General features: G+C 60.0%; 16 protein-coding genes and 1 tRNA gene. 11 read left to right on the top strand and 6 right to left on the bottom strand.

Annotated features, from left to right (window positions below; genetic code table 11):
• Nucleotides 1-3: 3 nt before the first annotated feature.
• The 11 genes from ybgC (at nt 4) to nadA (ending at nt 8380) form a co-directional block, all read left to right on the top strand.
• Nucleotides 4-471, top strand: a complete 468-nt coding sequence (gene ybgC, locus AC0R79_RS23940; RefSeq protein WP_007951203.1) for a tol-pal system-associated acyl-CoA thioesterase — start codon at nt 4-6, stop codon at nt 469-471.
• Nucleotides 461-1156, top strand: a complete 696-nt coding sequence (tolQ, locus tag AC0R79_RS23935; RefSeq protein ID WP_007912733.1) for a protein TolQ — start codon at nt 461-463, stop codon at nt 1154-1156. The genes ybgC and tolQ overlap by 11 nt, the downstream gene beginning before the upstream one ends.
• A 23-nt stretch (nt 1157-1179) precedes the next feature.
• Nucleotides 1180-1632: a protein TolR gene (gene tolR, locus AC0R79_RS23930; RefSeq protein WP_162130475.1), complete on the top strand. Its 453-nt coding sequence runs from the start codon at nt 1180-1182 to the stop codon at nt 1630-1632.
• Nucleotides 1632-2711 carry a cell envelope integrity protein TolA gene (gene tolA / locus AC0R79_RS23925; protein WP_085606614.1) on the top strand — a complete coding sequence of 360 codons (1080 nt, stop codon included), beginning with the start codon at nt 1632-1634 and terminating at the stop codon, nt 2709-2711. Before tolR ends, tolA begins: the two co-directional genes overlap by 1 nt.
• A 17-nt stretch (nt 2712-2728) precedes the next feature.
• Nucleotides 2729-4009, top strand: coding sequence for a Tol-Pal system beta propeller repeat protein TolB (gene tolB, locus AC0R79_RS23920; RefSeq protein WP_162831782.1), 1281 nt, complete (start codon nt 2729-2731; stop codon nt 4007-4009).
• Between the two features lie 52 nt (nt 4010-4061).
• Nucleotides 4062-4559, top strand: coding sequence for a peptidoglycan-associated lipoprotein Pal (gene pal, locus AC0R79_RS23915; protein WP_003178634.1), 498 nt, complete (start codon nt 4062-4064; stop codon nt 4557-4559).
• 6 nt (nt 4560-4565) lie between these two features.
• Nucleotides 4566-5405, top strand: a complete 840-nt coding sequence (gene ybgF / locus AC0R79_RS23910; RefSeq protein WP_474731856.1) for a tol-pal system protein YbgF — start codon at nt 4566-4568, stop codon at nt 5403-5405.
• 164 nt (nt 5406-5569) lie between these two features.
• Nucleotides 5570-6217: a 7-carboxy-7-deazaguanine synthase QueE gene (gene queE / locus AC0R79_RS23905; RefSeq protein ID WP_007951198.1), complete on the top strand. Its 648-nt coding sequence runs from the start codon at nt 5570-5572 to the stop codon at nt 6215-6217.
• 1 nt (nt 6218) lies between these two features.
• On the top strand, nt 6219-6911 hold the full coding sequence (gene queC, locus AC0R79_RS23900) for a 7-cyano-7-deazaguanine synthase QueC (protein WP_007951197.1): 693 nt from the start codon (nt 6219-6221) through the stop codon (nt 6909-6911).
• Nucleotides 6912-6974: 63 nt separating this feature from the next.
• A tRNA-Lys gene (locus tag AC0R79_RS23895) sits at nt 6975-7050 on the top strand.
• Between the two features lie 271 nt (nt 7051-7321).
• Entirely contained in the window at nt 7322-8380 is a 1059-nt protein-coding gene (gene nadA, locus AC0R79_RS23890) for a quinolinate synthase NadA (RefSeq protein ID WP_039766022.1), read from the top strand.
• 58 nt (nt 8381-8438) lie between these two features.
• On the opposite strand, the gene AC0R79_RS23885 is transcribed toward nadA, so the two are convergent.
• From AC0R79_RS23885 to gcvH, 6 genes are all read right to left on the bottom strand, one after another.
• A complete protein-coding gene (locus tag AC0R79_RS23885) occupies nt 8439-8927 on the bottom strand; it encodes an RDD family protein (RefSeq protein ID WP_474731854.1) in 489 nt (162 codons plus the stop codon).
• A gap of 96 nt (nt 8928-9023) precedes the next feature.
• The gene (locus AC0R79_RS23880) at nt 9024-9236 is read right to left on the bottom strand and encodes a cold-shock protein (protein WP_007951194.1); all 213 of its coding nucleotides are present in this window, start codon (nt 9234-9236) and stop codon (nt 9024-9026) included.
• 404 nt (nt 9237-9640) lie between these two features.
• Complete coding sequence (gcvT, locus tag AC0R79_RS23875) at nt 9641-10765, bottom strand: glycine cleavage system aminomethyltransferase GcvT (RefSeq protein ID WP_474731852.1); 1125 nt, start codon at nt 10763-10765, stop codon at nt 9641-9643.
• A 93-nt stretch (nt 10766-10858) separates the two neighbouring features.
• Nucleotides 10859-12235: an L-serine ammonia-lyase gene (locus AC0R79_RS23870; protein WP_007951192.1), complete on the bottom strand. Its 1377-nt coding sequence runs from the start codon at nt 12233-12235 to the stop codon at nt 10859-10861.
• A gap of 141 nt (nt 12236-12376) precedes the next feature.
• Nucleotides 12377-15229, bottom strand: coding sequence for an aminomethyl-transferring glycine dehydrogenase (gene gcvP / locus AC0R79_RS23865; protein ID WP_474731850.1), 2853 nt, complete (start codon nt 15227-15229; stop codon nt 12377-12379).
• 10 nt (nt 15230-15239) lie between these two features.
• Nucleotides 15240-15623 (bottom strand): glycine cleavage system protein GcvH, encoded by a 384-nt coding sequence (gcvH, locus tag AC0R79_RS23860; RefSeq protein WP_007951190.1) that lies wholly within the window; start codon nt 15621-15623, stop codon nt 15240-15242.
• Nucleotides 15624-15859: the final 236 nt, after the last annotated feature.

Raw genomic sequence — 15859 nt, 5'->3', positions numbered from 1 at the left:
AGTATGCGCGCGCAAAACGGGCTTGAGCCGTTCGCACATCGTTGTCGCGTTTATTACGAGGACACCGATGCGGGCGGCATCGTGTATTACGTTAATTACCTCAAGTTTATGGAACGGGCTCGAACCGAGCGGCTCCGGGAGCTGGGCTTTGCCCAGTCGGCGCTGGCAGGGGAGGACCTGTTGTTCGTCGTGCATTCCAGCGAAGCGCGTTATCACGCGCCGGCGCGACTGGACGACGAGCTTCTGGTAAGCGCTGATGTAATCGAATTGAACCGTGCCAGCCTGCGCTTTCGACAGCAGGTCAGGCGGGCAACGGATAATGTGCTGCTCTGCGAAGGGCAGTTTCTGGTGGCCTGTGTGCGCACTAACAGTTTGAAACCCCGGGCCCTTCCCGAAGACCTGCGTGCGGCCTTTGCCGACGCGGTCGGCACGGGTACACACTCAAAGCAGGAGATAAAGCGTGGAAGCTAACGTCGTCGACCATTCCTCCATGTGGAGCCTGGTCAGCAATGCCAGCATCGTGGTGCAGTTGGTAATGTTGACCCTGGTGGCCGCATCGGTGACCTCATGGATCATGATCTTTCAGCGCAGCAACCTGCTGCGCGCCGGTCGACGTGCCCTGGAGAGCTTCGAGGAGCGCTTCTGGTCGGGTATCGACCTGTCCAAACTCTATCGTCAGGCCGGCAGCAACCCGGATCCGGATTCGGGCGTCGAGCAGATCTTCCGTGCCGGCTTCAAGGAGTTCTCCCGTCTGCGTCAGCAGCCAGGCGTCGATCCTGAAGCGGTGATGGAAGGTGTGGCCCGTGCCATGCGCGTCGCCATCTCCCGCGAAGAAGAAAAGCTCGAGCAGAGCCTGCCGTTCCTCGCCACCGTCGGTTCCGTCAGCCCGTACATCGGTCTGTTCGGTACCGTCTGGGGGATCATGAACTCCTTCCGTGGTCTGGCCAGCGCCCAACAGGCCACTCTGGCTACCGTGGCTCCCGGCATCGCCGAAGCCCTGATCGCCACCGCGATCGGTCTGTTTGCCGCGATCCCGGCCGTTATCGCTTACAACCGTTTCTCTGCCCGCAGCGAAACCTTGCTGAGCCGCTACTACACCTTCGCCGATGAATTCCAGGCGATCCTGCACCGCAAAGTGCACACCAGCGAAGAATAAGCAGGTATTTCCCGATGGCTTTAATCACTCGAGCCCGACACAAGCGCAAGCCGGTCGCCGAGATGAACGTAGTGCCTTACATCGACGTGATGCTGGTGCTGCTGGTCATCTTCATGGTGACTGCGCCGATGCTCAATCAGGGCGTGAAAGTGGATCTGCCCAAGGTTTCCAGCGAAGCCTTGCCGCAGGACAACAACACCCAGGTGCTGACCATTTCGATCAAGTCGGACAAGACCTACTACTGGAACCTTGGCAGCGAAGTCGACACCGAGAAGCAGCAGGACCGGGCCATGACCCTGCCACAGATGACCGACGCGGTGACCAAGATCATTCGCGCCGGCACTGAAGGCGGCAAGCGTACCCAGGTCTTCATCCGTGGCGACAAGTCCGTCGATTATGGCTCCGTCATGGGCGCCATGGGCGGGTTGCAGAAAGCCGGGGTCGGTAACGTTGGCTTGATCACCGAGGCGCCCTGATGCAGCAACAGCGAGAGCCGTCCGCCTCGGAAAGCTACTTCTGGCCTAGTGTCTGGGCGATTGGCTTGCACGTGCTGGTGTTCGGCATGCTGTTCGTCAGTTTCGCCCTGACCCCGGAGCTGCCGCCGGCCAAGCCGATTGTCCAGGCGACCCTGTACCAGCTGAAATCGAAAAGTCAGGCAACCACCCAGACCAATCAGAAGATTGCGGGTGAGGCGAAGAAATCCGCCGCGCGCCAGACCGAAGTCGAGCAGATGGAGCAGAAAAAGGTCGAGCAGGAAGCGGTGAAGGCTGCGGAACAAAAGAAAGAAGAAGCGGCTCAAAAGGCCGAGGAAGCCAAGAAGGCCGATGAGGCGAAGAAAGCGGACGAGGCGAAGAAGGCTGATGAAGCCAAGAAAGCCGAAGACGCGAAGAAAACCGCCGAAGCCAAGAAGGCAGAAGAGAAACAATTGGCTGATATAGCCAAGAAGAAAGCCGAAGAAGAAGCCAAGAAGGCTGCTGAAGAAGAGGCCAAGAAAGCGGCCGCTGAAGAAGCCAAGAAGAAGATCGTCGAAGACGCGAAGAAGAAAGCCGCCGAAGACGCCAAGAAGAAAGCTGAAGCTGAAGAGGCGAAGAAGAAAGTCGCCGAGGACGCGAAGAAGAAAGCTGCTGCCGATGCTGCGAAGAAGAAAGCGCAGGAAGCGGCACGTAAATCCGCCGAAGACAAAAAGGCTCAGGCCCTGGCAGATTTGCTTTCCGACACGCCGCAGCGCCAGCAGGCCTTGGCCGATGAGCAGGGCGATGAAGTCGCGGGCAGTTTCGATGACCTGATTCGTGCGCGGGCAGCGGAAGGCTGGGCACGTCCACCTTCGGCACGCAAAGGCATGACGGTTGTGCTGCAGATCGGCATGTTGCCGGACGGTACGGTGACTTCGGTCAGCGTGGCCAAGTCCAGTGGCGACGGTCCGTTCGATGCGTCGGCAGTGGCAGCGGTCAAGAATATTGGACGTTTGACGGAAATGCAGGGAATGAAGCCGAGCGATTTCGCTCCGTATCGTTCATTCAAGATGACATTCACACCTGAGGATCTAGCCTTGTGAGAAACCTTCTTCGAGGAATGCTGGTCGTGATCTGCTGCATGGCAGGGATCGCGATGGCAGATGAAAAGAACATTCTGGTCACCAGCGGCAGCGATCGGGCAACTCCGATCGCCGTCGTACCGTTCGGTTTCCAGGGCGGTGCCGTCCTGCCGGATGACATGGCTGAAATCATTGGTAACGATTTGCGAAACTCGGGCTATTACTCGCCGATTCCAAAGCAAAACATGATCAGCCAGCCAAGCCAGCCGAGCGAAATCATCTTCCGTGACTGGAAGGCGGTGGGCGCGCAATACATGATGGTCGGCAGCATCGCGCCGGCCGGTGGCCGTCTGCAGGTGCAGTGGGCTCTGTTCAACGTCGCCACCGAGCAGAAAGTGGCTGACGGCAGTGTATCGGGTACCACCGAACAACTGCGTGACATGGCGCACTTCATCTCCGATCAGTCGTTCGAAAAACTGACCGGCATTAAAGGTGCATTCTCGACTCGCCTGCTGTACGTCACAGCCGAGCGTTTCTCCGAGAAGAACACCCGTTACACCCTGCAGCGCTCGGACTATGACGGCGCCCGCGCCGTGACCCTGCTGCAATCGCGCGAGCCGATCCTGTCGCCGCGTTTTGCACCGGACGGCAAGCGTATCGCCTACGTGTCGTTCGAACAGAAGCGTCCGCGCATCTTCATGCAGAACATCGACACCGGTCGCCGCGAGCAGATCACCAACTTCGAAGGCCTGAACGGCGCGCCAGCCTGGTCGCCGGACGGCAATCGCCTGGCGTTCGTGCTGTCGAAGGACGGTAACCCGGACATCTACGTGATGAACCTCGGTTCGCGTCAGATCACCCGCGTGACCGCAGGTCCTGGCATCAACACCGAACCGTACTGGGGCAAGGATGGTTCGACCATCTACTTCACCTCCGACCGTGGCGGCAAGCCGCAGATCTACAAGACCAGCGCTGGCGGCGGTGGTGCCGAGCGTGTGACGTTCGTGGGCAACTACAACGCCAACCCCAAGCTTTCGGCGGATGAAAAGACCCTGGTGATGATCCATCGTCAGGACGGTTTCACCAATTTCAAAGTGGCGGCCCAGGATTTGCAGCGCGGAAGTGTAAAAATCCTCACTGATAGCACTCTGGACGAGTCGCCTACTGTTGCGCCCAACGGCACCATGGTAATCTACGCCACCCGCCAGCAGGGCCGGGGAGTCTTGATGCTCGTGTCCATTAATGGACGCGTGAGGCTCCCGCTTCCTACCGCTCAAGGCGAAGTCAGAGAACCGTCCTGGTCCCCTTACCTGAACTGACGCGGCGCTTTACGTTTTACTTAACACACTGGGGTTCATTAGGAGTTTCACGATGGAAATGCTGAAGTTTGGTAAATTTGCTGCGCTGGCTCTGGCCATGGCTGTAGCTGTAGGTTGCTCGTCCAAAGGCGGCGACAACGCCGGTGAAGGCGCTGTTGATCCAAACGCTGGTTACGGCGCAAACACTGGTGCAGTTGACGGTTCCCTGAGCGAAGAAGCTGCTCTGCGCGCAATCACCACCTTCTACTTCGAATACGACAGCTCGGACCTGAAGCCAGAAGCCATGCGCGCTCTGGACGTTCACGCCAAAGACCTGAAAGCAAACGGCGCTCGCGTTGTTCTGGAAGGCAACACCGACGAACGTGGTACTCGTGAGTACAACATGGCACTGGGCGAGCGTCGTGCGAAAGCCGTTCAGCGCTACCTGGTACTGCAAGGTGTTTCCCCAGCTCAGCTGGAACTGGTTTCCTACGGCGAAGAGCGTCCAGTTGCTACCGGCAACGACGAGCAGTCCTGGGCTCAAAACCGTCGCGTCGAACTGCGTAAGTAATTCGATATGCGAACGTGCCGTCGTGCTGTAACTGTTCTGGCTCTCAGCCTCGCGCCGCTTGCGGCATGGGCTGCGGTTCCTGTGGTCGATGACAACTCCGGTTATAACAATAGCGGGAGCAGTTATCCGCCTGCAGGTTACGGTACGAGCGGCGCCTATGCCGGGGGAGCGGCTTCGGCCCCTGCCTCGGCAAACGGCATGCTGTTCAACCAACTGCAACAAATGCAGGATCAGATATCGCGCCAGCAAGGCGTGATCGAAGAACTGCAGAACCAAGTTTCGCGCATGAAGCAGGAATCCCTGGAGCGATACCAGGATCTTGATCGGCGCATAGGATCCGGCGTTGCACCTGCCGCGACTCCCGAGAATTCTTCTGCCGGTGGCGATGCAAGTGCTGCTGCCGGTGCCGCCGCTGGAGCCGGGGCTGCTGCTGCCGCCCAGGCACCTGCTGCGGGTGGCGAACCGGCTGATCCGGCCAAGGAAAAGCTGTATTACGACGCAGCTTTCGACCTGATCAAGGCCAAGGATTTTGACAAGGCCAGCCAGGCATTTGCCGCTTTCCTGCGTAAATACCCGAACAGCCAATATGCGGGCAACGCCCAGTACTGGCTGGGTGAAGTGAACCTGGCAAAAGGCGATCTGCAAGGTGCAGGTCAGGCTTTCGCCAAGGTTTCGCAGCTGTATCCCAAGCACGCCAAAGTGCCGGATTCGCTGTACAAGCTGGCTGACGTAGAGCGCCGTCTCGGTCATACCGACAAGGTCAAAGGCATTCTGCAGCAGGTGGTGGCCCAGTATCCGGGCACGTCCGCCGCGCAGTTGGCCCAGCGCGATCTGCAACGCATGTAACAGCTTTGACCCGTTTGGAAGAAACCCGCGCTTGTCGCGGGTTTTTTCGTTAGAATTCACGCCCTTTTATGAAACACGCTTCTGGTGATCTACGCGTTGGCGGGGTTGCCTGAAGTGCCTGACGGAGGCGGACAGCCTGTTTAGCTGTTACGCCCGTGGCGACTATGCAAGACACATTGAGAATCACCGAAGTTTTCTACTCGTTGCAGGGGGAAACGCGGACTGCCGGGCTGCCCACTGTTTTCGTGCGCCTGACCGGTTGCCCATTGCGTTGCCAATACTGCGACAGCGCCTACGCGTTCAGCGGTGGCACGATCCGTACCCTCGACGACATCCTCGAGCAAGTGGCCGGCTTTCGCCCGCGCTACGTCTGCGTCACTGGCGGTGAGCCGCTGGCACAACCCAATGCCATCCCTTTGCTCAAACAGTTGTGCGATGCCGGCTACGAAGTCTCGCTGGAAACCAGCGGCGCCCTCGACATCTCGGCGGTCGATCCGCGGGTCAGTCGGGTTGTCGACCTGAAAACGCCAGACTCCAAAGAAGCCCATCGCAACCGTTACGAGAACATCGAACTGCTGACGCCCAACGATCAGGTGAAGTTTGTCATCTGCTCGCGGGAGGACTATGACTGGGCGGTATCGAAGCTGATCCAGTACGGTCTCGAGCGACGTGCAGGTGAAGTGCTGTTTTCCCCAAGTCACCACGACCTGAACGCTCGGGATCTGGCGGACTGGGTGGTGGCGGATAACCTGCCAGTGCGCCTGCAACTGCAGCTGCATAAATATCTATGGAATGATGAGCCGGGGCGCTGAGATGACTGAACAACTGAACACTAGCCAGAAACGTGCGGTAATCCTGCTGTCGGGTGGCCTGGACTCGGCCACTGTCGTGGCCATGGCCCGCGCTGAAGGCTACGCCTGCTACACCATGAGTTTCGATTACGGTCAGCGTTCCCACGCCGAACTGCATGCCGCTGCTCGCGTTGCCCGCGACCTGGGCGTGGTCGAGCACAAGGTGATCGGCCTGAATCTGAACGGCATGGGCGGTTCGGCCCTGACCGACACCAGCATCGACATCCCGGAAGAGTTGGGCGAAGGTATCCCGGTGACTTACGTGCCGGCGCGCAACACGGTTTTCCTGTCGCTGGCCCTGGGCTGGGCTGAAGTGCTCGGCGCCCGTGACATCTTTATCGGCGTCAACGCGGTGGATTACTCCGGTTACCCGGATTGCCGTCCCGAGTTCATTGAGTCGTTCGAGCGCATGGCCAACCTGGCGACCAAGGCTGGCGTCGAAGGCAATGGTTTCCGCATCCAGGCACCGCTGCAGAACCTGAGCAAGGCGCAGATCGTTCAGGCAGGCGTGAAGCTTGGCGTTGATTACGGGCTGACCGTTTCCTGCTATCAGGCGGACGATGACGGCCGCGCTTGCGGTAAATGCGACAGCTGCCGACTGCGTGCAGAAGGCTTCGCAGCGGCCGGAATCAGCGACCCGACACCTTATTTTTGATTTTTTTCAAATTAGGTGTTGAATAGTCCTTAAAAATCAGTATTATACGCGCCACCACACAGCGGGTCGTTAGCTCAGTTGGTAGAGCAGTTGGCTTTTAACCAATTGGTCGTAGGTTCGAATCCCACACGACCCACCATATTTGGCGGTTTAGAAAATCCGGAAGGCCCACGAAAGTGAGGATTTCCGGGTTTTTTTTTGCCTGCGATTCGGGCATCCCTCCCTTCGTTTCTTCCTGCCGTGACGCAGGTCAGAATCATCTTTTGTATCAACGGGATATTCTGTAGCCTTGCGCAGCTTCAATGCTGTCCGTGCCTGATAATACTCACTCTCCCGGCGGTACCCTCAAGCGGTCCGGAGCCGGGTGTATACTCGACTTTCGCGCGAATGCGCCTGCAGGTCTTGCGAACATGACGCAGATTTCCGAACGCCTTCTGGTACAAGCCCACCTCGATGCCAAGCAGCCCAAGCCGCTGACAGCCGAGGAAGAGGCTTATTACCGTTCCGCCATCGCCGCCGAGCTCAAGGCTCAGGACGCGGTGCTGGTTGCCCACTTTTATTGCGATCCGATCATCCAGGCCCTCGCCGAAGAAACCGGCGGTTGCGTGTCCGATTCCCTGGAAATGGCCCGCTTCGGCAACGCCCATCCGGCCAAGACCGTGGTGGTTGCCGGCGTGAAATTCATGGGCGAGACCGCGAAGATTCTCAACCCTGAAAAACGCGTGCTGATGCCGACCCTGGAAGCGACCTGCTCGCTGGATCTGGGTTGCCCGGTGGACGAGTTCTCGGCGTTCTGCGATCAGCATCCGGAGCGCACCGTGGTGGTGTATGCCAACACCTCGGCTGCCGTCAAAGCCCGGGCCGACTGGGTGGTGACCTCCAGCTGCGCACTGGAAATCGTCGAAAGCCTGATGGACAACGGCGAAACCATTATCTGGGGCCCGGACAAGCACCTGGGCACCTACATCCAGCGTCAGACCGGCGCCGACATGTTGCTCTGGGACGGTGCCTGCATCGTTCACGAAGAGTTCAAGTCCAAGCAGCTGGAAGACATGAAAGCGCTGTACCCGGACGCTGCCATTCTGGTGCACCCGGAATCGCCGACCTCGGTGATCGAGCTGGCGGACGCCGTCGGTTCCACCAGTCAGCTGATTGCCGCCGCACAATCGCTGCCGAACAAGACCCTGATCGTCGCCACCGATCGCGGCATCTTCTACAAGATGCAGCAGCTGTGCCCGGACAAGGTCTTCATCGAGGCGCCAACCGCCGGTAACGGCGCTGCATGCCGCAGTTGCGCACATTGCCCGTGGATGGCCATGAACACCCTTGAACGCACGCTCAAGTGCCTGAAGGAAGGTTCGAACGAGATCTTCGTCGACCCTGCTCTCATTCCTCAGGCGATCCGTCCGCTCAAGCGCATGCTCGATTTCACTCAAGCCGCGCGCATGAAGCTGGCCGGCAACGCCTGACCTTGAGACGCAAACAAAAACGCCCCGATTGGATCGGGGCGTTTTTGCATCTGCAGGATTATTTGGCTTTCTTCGGAATTCGCACCAGCTGCGTGTCGGAGTACATGTCATGCCAGGCGCGTTTCTGTTTGTCGAACAGCGACCAGAAGAAACCCAGGCCCAGGCACAGCCACGACGCAATCGACACCATGAATCGCAGTAACGCCTGCCACAGGCTGATCGCAGTGCCATCGGCGTTCTGCACGCGAATGCCCCAGACCTGCATGCCCAGGGTTTGCCCGGCGTGAGTCCAGAACTTGGCGAAGAAGCCGAACAACACCAACAGCAGCACCGTGGAGTACAGCGGATCACCGTCCAGTTGCCCGGCGTCGGTCAGAACCCGCAGACGCTCCTCACCGATGATCGCGGCCTGGATCATCTTGTAGACGCCACCCGTCACGATCAGCAGGGCAGTGCACAGCAGAAAGTCATAGAACATCGCTGCCAGACGACGGCCGAGGCCGACGGCGGGGAAATCGCCCTGGGGAGTGAGCAGGTGTTTCGACATGGCAGCCTCTGGACGGGAAGTGAAGCGCCATTTTACGGATTTGCGCCCACAAAAAAGCCCCTGATATCAATATCAGGGGCTTTTTCGTAACAGAAATCAGGCTTCTGCGATGACTTCGTCAGCTTGCATGCCTTTCTGGCCTTGCACTGCAACGAAGGTCACTTTCTGGCCTTCTTTCAGGCTCTTGAAGCCGTTGCCCTGAATGGCGCGGAAATGCACGAACAGATCCGGACCGCTTTCTGGAGTGATAAAACCAAAACCTTTCTCGTCGTTAAACCACTTGACGGTACCGCTCTGACGTGTGGACATTTCTTATTTCCTTTGACGCATAAATTGATGACAGTCTCTTCCTCATGAAAGAGTACTGGGGCTGGTTGCAGGAGAGTAAGAAGACGTCGAACGGGATGTAGCTAACTTGTAGGCTACTGCCCAGGTCACGATTCCAAGCTGACCCATGCAAACACAGTGGACAAACTCTACGCCAACTACGGGAGGAAAAACAAGCCCTGTGAAGGCCCCGGTTTTCCTGCGCTTGCTGGCACTTAGTCGGTCCACTAGTCCGGCTTATTCGATTGGCTTGTTCAATTGTTTTCGAACGTTATAAGCCAAGTTCATATTCGAATCGAATGTAAACAGAGTGCACTGTTTTATGGCGATTGCGTTACACATTAGTGCACGCATAACGCAATCGCGTTACTTATAGAAACAGTCAATCAACCGCGATAGTAGCGTTGTGGAACAAATGGCATTTTGCTTACAAGCAATGGCACCTTTTTCCCACGAACAATCGCCCAAACTGGCGTGTCGAGCGCGACGTAGGCGCTGTCCAGGTAACCCATGGCCAGCGGGCCGCCCAAGGTCGGGCCGAAACCGCCGCTGCACACGCTGCCGATGATCTCGCCCGCTTCGTTGACGATCTCTGCACCTTCACGGACCGGCGTACGCTCTTGTGGCAGCAGGCCGACGCGTTTGCGCTGAACGCCGTTCTGCTGGTGAGCGAAGACTTGTTCCGCACCCGGGAAACCACCGGCGCGCGCACCGTCGGCACGCCGAGGCTTGGAGATTGCCCACAGCAGGCTGGCTTCGATCGGGGTGGTCTCGGTATTCATGTCGTGGCCGTACAGGCACAGGCCGGCTTCCAGGCGCAGCGAGTCACGGGCGCCGAGGCCGATGGCGGCGACTTCCGGTTCGGCCAGCAGGGCGCGGGCGAGTTTTTCCGCATCAGCTGCCGGAACCGAGATTTCGAAACCGTCTTCACCGGTGTAGCCCGAACGGCTGACAAAGCAGTCAACGCCCAGCAGCTTCACGCGGGTGAATTGCATGAAAGTCATTTTCGCCACTTCCGGCGCCAGGCGCGCCAGCACGGTCACGGCGGCCGGGCCTTGCAGGGCGAGCAGGGCGCGTTCTTCGAACAGCTGCTCGATCTTGCACTGGTCGCCGATGTGTTTTTGCAGATGGGCCAGGTCCTGGTCCTTGCACGCGGCGTTGACCACCAGGAACAGTTCGTCGTTGCCAAGGTTGGCGACCATCAGGTCATCGAGGATGCCGCCGGTTTCGTTGGTGAACATCGCGTAGCGCTGCATGCCCACCGGCAGGTCGATGATGTCCACCGGCACCAGGGTTTCCAGGGCTTTGGCGGCACTGGCGCCGGTCAGGCGGATCTGGCCCATGTGCGAGACATCGAACAGCCCGGCCTGCTCACGGGTGTGCTGGTGTTCTTTCATCACGCCCAGCGGGTATTGCACCGGCATGTCGTAGCCGGCGAACGGCACCATGCGGGCGCCGAGTTCGATGTGCAGAGCGTGCAGCGGGGTTTTCGACAGTTGTTCGGTGGACATGCGTGACTCCTTGATTCACACCAACCCTCTCCCGGAGGGAGAGGGGGCCATTTTTGTGTTCTCTCCCAAAGGGAGAGCGAGTTTATGGCGCGATCAGCACTCGATAATGTTGACCGCCAGACCGCCACGGGCGGTCTCCTTGTATTTGCTTTTCATGTCGGCGCCGGTCTGGCGCATGGTGCGGATGACCTTGTCGAGGGAGACGAAGTGCTGCCCGTCTCCGCGCATGGCCATGCGCACGGCGTTGATTGCCTTGACCGAGCCCATGGCATTGCGCTCGATGCACGGCACCTGCACCAGCCCGCCAATCGGATCGCAGGTCAGGCCGAGGTTGTGTTCCATGCCGATTTCAGCGGCGTTTTCCACTTGTTGCACGCTGCCGCCGAGGACTTCGCACAACGCACCGGCTGCCATCGAGCAGGCCACGCCGACCTCGCCCTGACAGCCGACTTCGGCGCCGGAAATCGAGGCGTTTTCCTTGTACAGAATGCCGATGGCCGCGGCGGTGAGCAGGAAGCGCACCACGCCGTCATCGTTCGCGCCGGGAATGAAGCGCATGTAGTAATGCAAAACCGCAGGAATGATTCCCGCCGCGCCGTTGGTCGGTGCCGTGACCACACGCCCGCCGTTGGCATTTTCTTCGTTGACGGCGAGGGCGTAGAGGTTGACCCAGTCCAGCACCGACAGCGGATCGCGCAGCGACGATTCCGGGTTCTTGCACAGTTGCCGGTGCAGCGCCGCCGCCCGCCGCTTGACCTTGAGGCCACCCGGCAGGATGCCTTCGTTGCGACAGCCGGCGGCCACGCAATCCTGCATCACTTGCCAGATTTTCAGCAGGCCGGCGCGGGTTTCCGCTTCCGGGCGCCAGGCGCTTTCGTTGGTCAGCATCACCTGACTGATCGACAGACCATAGGTGGCGCAGTGACCGAGCAAGTCCTTGGCACTTTTGAACGGGAAGGTCAGCGGGGTGGCGTCCTCGACGATGCGGTCGGCTCCGGCCGCGTCTTCGTCGACCACAAAACCGCCGCCGACCGAGTAGTACTCGCGGCTGCGGATCTGCAATCCCGCCGCATCGAAGGCGCGGAAGATCATGCCGTTGGGGTGATAGGCCAACGGCTTGCGGATCATGGCCAGGTGTTCTTTCTCGTTGAACGCAATGCTGTGTTCACCGAGCAGGTTCAAACGCCCGTTGCCACGAATCTCCGCGAGACGGGCGGCGACGGTTTCGGTATCCACGGTGTCCGGGTGTTCACCTTCCAGACCCAGCAGCACGGCCTTGTCGCTGCCGTGGCCCTTGCCGGTGGCGCCGAGGGATCCATACAACTCGACCCTGACGCTGGTGGTGGCCGACAACAGGTTTTCCCGACGCAGCCCTTCGACGAAGCGCGCAGCTGCGCGCATCGGGCCGACGGTGTGGGAGCTGGAGGGGCCGATGCCAATCTTGAACAGGTCGAACACGCTTAACGACATGGTTGTTCTCCGGTTTCTTGTTATAGGAATTGGCGGGATATCAGGCTTGATGCATTTCCTTGTGGGAGTGAGCTTGCTCGCTCCCACAGGGTTTTGTGGTGTTCTTGAAGTTGGGGGCGTAGTGGCCGCCCCCTCATTCGTTTAAGCGTAGCTTTCGATCGACGGGCAGGCGCAGACCAGGTTGCGGTCGCCGAACACGTTGTCGACGCGACCGACCGGCGGCCAGTACTTGCCTTCGATCAACGACGCCACCGGGTACACCGCCTGCTCGCGGCTGTACGGGTGAGTCCACTCGCCGACCAGCTCTGCCGCAGTGTGCGGAGCGTTCTTCAGCGGGTTGTCGTCCTTGTCCAGGGTGCCGTTTTCCACCGCGCGGATTTCTTCGCGGATGCGGATCATGGCGTCGCAGAAGCGGTCCAGTTCTTCCTTGGATTCGCTTTCGGTCGGCTCGATCATCAGCGTGCCGGCCACCGGGAACGACATGGTCGGGGCGTGGAAGCCGAAGTCGATCAGACGCTTGGCGACGTCATCGACGCTGATGCCGCTGCTGTCTTTCAACGGACGCAGATCCAGGATGCACTCGTGCGCCACCAGACCGTTGCTGCCGGTGTACAGCACTGGGTAGTGCTCTTCCAGGCGACGGGAAATGTAGTTGGCATTGAGGATCGCCAGTTGCGAAGCGCGCTTCAGGCCTGCGCCACCCATCATGCGAATGTACATCCAGGTGATCGGCAGAATGCTCGCGCTGCCGAACGGTGCTGCGCAGACCGCGCCTTCCTTGCGTTCCATGTGGCCGTGGCCCGGCAGGAACGGAGTCAGGTGCGATTTCACGCCGATCGGGCCGACGCCAGGGCCGCCACCGCCGTGCGGAATGCAGAAAGTCTTGTGCAGGTTCAGGTGCGACACGTCGCCGCCGAACTTGCCCGGTGCGCAGAGGCCGACCATCGCGTTCATGTTGGCGCCGTCGATGTATACCTGGCCGCCGTTGTCATGAATGATGCCGCAGATTTCGCGGATGCCTTCTTCGAACACGCCGTGGGTCGACGGGTAAGTGATCATCAGCGCCGCGAGGTGTTCGCGGTGCTCGATGGCCTTGGCGCGCAGGTCTTCGATGTCCACGTTGCCACGGGCGTCGCACGCGGTCACGACCACACGCATACCGGCCATGTTGGCGGTCGCCGGGTTGGTGCCGTGGGCGGACGACGGGATCAGGCAGATGTCGCGACGGTCTTCGCCACGGCTCTGGTGATAGGAGCGGATCGCCAAGAGACCTGCGTACTCACCTTGGGAACCGGCGTTCGGTTGCAGGGAGATCGAGTCGTAACCGGTGGCGGCGCAGAGCATCGCTTCCAGTTCGTCAGTCAGTTGCTGGTAACCGGCGCTTTGCTCGGCCGGGGCGAACGGGTGCAGGGCGCCGAATTCAGCCCAGGTCACCGGGATCATTTCGCTGGCGGCGTTGAGCTTCATGGTGCATGAGCCCAGCGGGATCATGGTGCGATCCAGTGCCAGGTCCTTGTCCGCCAGTTTGCGCAGGTAGCGCATCAGCTCGGTTTCCGAGTGATAACGGTTGAACACCGGGTGGCTGAGGATCGGCGACTGGCGTACCAGCGCGGCTGGGATAGTGCTTGCAGCCGAAGCGGCCAGAGCAGCGAAATCCGGCAGGGTCTTGTCGTCGGCGAACAGGCCCCACAGGGTTTCGATATCGGCCTGGGTGGTGGTTTCGTCGACCGACAGGCCCAGACGCTGAGCGTCGATCACACGCAGGTTGATCTGTTGGGCGCGGGCTTTGTCGTGCAGCGCAGCCGTTTGCGCGCCGGTGGCCAGGGTCAGGGTGTCGAAGAAGCTGGCTTGCTCGACGGTCACGCCCAGTGCGCTCAGGCCCTTGGCCAGGATCGCGGTCAGGTGATGCACGCGGTTGGCGATCTGGGTCAGGCCTTTAGGGCCGTGGTACACGGCGTACATGCTGGCGATGTTGGCCAGCAGCACTTGTGCGGTGCAGATGTTCGACGTGGCTTTCTCGCGGCGGATGTGTTGCTCGCGGGTCTGCATCGCCAGACGCAGGGCCGGCTTGCCGAAGCGGTCAACCGAAACACCGACCAGACGGCCCGGCATGTCGCGCTTGAACGCATCTTTGGTGGAGAAGTAAGCCGCGTGCGGGCCACCGAAACCCAGCGGTACGCCGAAGCGTTGCGCGCTGCCGATAGCCACGTCGGCGCCGAATTCGCCCGGCGGGGTCAGCAGGGTCAGGGCCAGCAGGTCGGCGGCCACGGCGACCAGTGCGTTGGCCGCGTGGAAGCGTTCGGTCAGTTCGCGGTAGTCGAACACATCACCGTTGCTGGCCGGGTATTGCAGCAGCGCGCCGAAGAACGGCGTCACGTCGGTCAGCTCGCGCTCATCGCCCACGACCACGTCGATACCCAGCGGCTCGGCACGGGTGCGCAGCACGTCGAGGGTTTGCGGGTGGCTGTGGATCGAGGCGAAGAACTGGTGGCTGCCCTTGTTCTTGCTCAGGCGTTTGCAGAAGGTCATGGCTTCGGCAGCGGCGGTGGCTTCGTCGAGCAGGGATGCGTTGGCGATCGGCAGACCGGTGAGGTCGCTGATCAGGGTCTGGAAGTTCAGCAGCGCTTCGAGACGGCCCTGGGAAATTTCCGGCTGGTACGGGGTGTAAGCGGTGTACCAGGCCGGGTTTTCCAGCAGGTTGCGCAGGATCGGTGACGGCGTGTGGCAGTTGTAGTAGCCCTGGCCGATGTAGGTCTTGAACAGTTGGTTCTTGCCGGCGATGCCTTTGATCATCGCCAGGGCATCGGCTTCGCTCAGGCCGTCGTCGAGGCCGAGTACGCTGGTGCCCTTGATGCTTTCCGGGATGACACTGGCGCTCAGGGCTTCGAGCGAGTCGAAACCGAGGCTGTTGAGCATGGCTTGCTCGTCACCGGCGCGCGGGCCGATGTGACGGGCGATGAATTCGTTGGCGGTGCCGAGATTTACTTGGGTCATGTCAGGTTCCTCAGGCTTCGGCTTGGGCTTTGATCAGGCGGTCGTAGGCGTCCTGATCCAGCAGCTTGGCGACGGCCGAAGCGTCGGCTGGCTTGAAGCGGAAGAACCAGCCTTCGCCCAGCGGATCTTCGTTGACCAGCTCAGGGCTGTCTTCCAGGGCCGGGTTGGTGGCCAGGACTTCACCGTCCAGTGGCATGTAAACGCCGCTGGCGGCTTTTACCGATTCCACGGTGGCGGCTTCGGCGCCTTTCTCGTAAGCCTGCAATTCAGGCAGTTGCACGAACACCACGTCGCCCAGGGCGTTCTGCGCGAAAGCGGTGATGCCAACGGTGACAGAACCATCGGCTTCGGCGCGCAGCCATTCGTGATCTTCAGTAAAACGCAACTCGCTCATGGAATCTCCTAGGGGCCAGACTCGTCTGGTGGACGCGGTGGAATACTCGGGCGGCAATGCCCTGATTTTATGAGAGGTTACTTAGCAAGAACGCGGCCAATGTAAAAATATCGTTATAAATCAATAGTTTGATTGATTTGTTGGCGAGCGCGATCAGGTTGGCTGTAGCGAAATCGCTACAGCGCGGGACGAAGAAAAAAGCTGAACCGGATCAAAGCCTTGCACAGCGGTGATCG

The organism is Pseudomonas sp. HD57-3, assembly GCF_056113135.1.
Note: the sequence above shows the minus strand (reverse complement) of the source record. Positions and strands in the feature narration are given on the sequence as shown.

Coding starts and splice junctions, on each gene's coding strand:
- ybgC (WP_007951203.1), top strand. CDS start 4: ATGCGCGCGCAAAACGGGCTTGAGCCGTTCGCACATCGTTGTCGCGTT.
- gcvH (WP_007951190.1), bottom strand. CDS start 15,623: ATGAGCGAGTTGCGTTTTACTGAAGATCACGAATGGCTGCGCGCCGAA.
- gcvT (WP_474731852.1), bottom strand. CDS start 10,765: ATGTCCACCGAACAACTGTCGAAAACCCCGCTGCACGCTCTGCACATC.
- AC0R79_RS23885 (WP_474731854.1), bottom strand. CDS start 8,927: ATGTCGAAACACCTGCTCACTCCCCAGGGCGATTTCCCCGCCGTCGGC.
- queE (WP_007951198.1), top strand. CDS start 5,570: ATGCAAGACACATTGAGAATCACCGAAGTTTTCTACTCGTTGCAGGGG.
- tolA (WP_085606614.1), top strand. CDS start 1,632: ATGCAGCAACAGCGAGAGCCGTCCGCCTCGGAAAGCTACTTCTGGCCT.
- tolB (WP_162831782.1), top strand. CDS start 2,729: ATGCTGGTCGTGATCTGCTGCATGGCAGGGATCGCGATGGCAGATGAA.
- AC0R79_RS23880 (WP_007951194.1), bottom strand. CDS start 9,236: ATGTCCACACGTCAGAGCGGTACCGTCAAGTGGTTTAACGACGAGAAA.
- ybgF (WP_474731856.1), top strand. CDS start 4,566: ATGCGAACGTGCCGTCGTGCTGTAACTGTTCTGGCTCTCAGCCTCGCG.
- gcvP (WP_474731850.1), bottom strand. CDS start 15,229: ATGACCCAAGTAAATCTCGGCACCGCCAACGAATTCATCGCCCGTCAC.
- queC (WP_007951197.1), top strand. CDS start 6,219: ATGACTGAACAACTGAACACTAGCCAGAAACGTGCGGTAATCCTGCTG.
- pal (WP_003178634.1), top strand. CDS start 4,062: ATGGAAATGCTGAAGTTTGGTAAATTTGCTGCGCTGGCTCTGGCCATG.
- AC0R79_RS23870 (WP_007951192.1), bottom strand. CDS start 12,235: ATGTCGTTAAGCGTGTTCGACCTGTTCAAGATTGGCATCGGCCCCTCC.
- nadA (WP_039766022.1), top strand. CDS start 7,322: ATGACGCAGATTTCCGAACGCCTTCTGGTACAAGCCCACCTCGATGCC.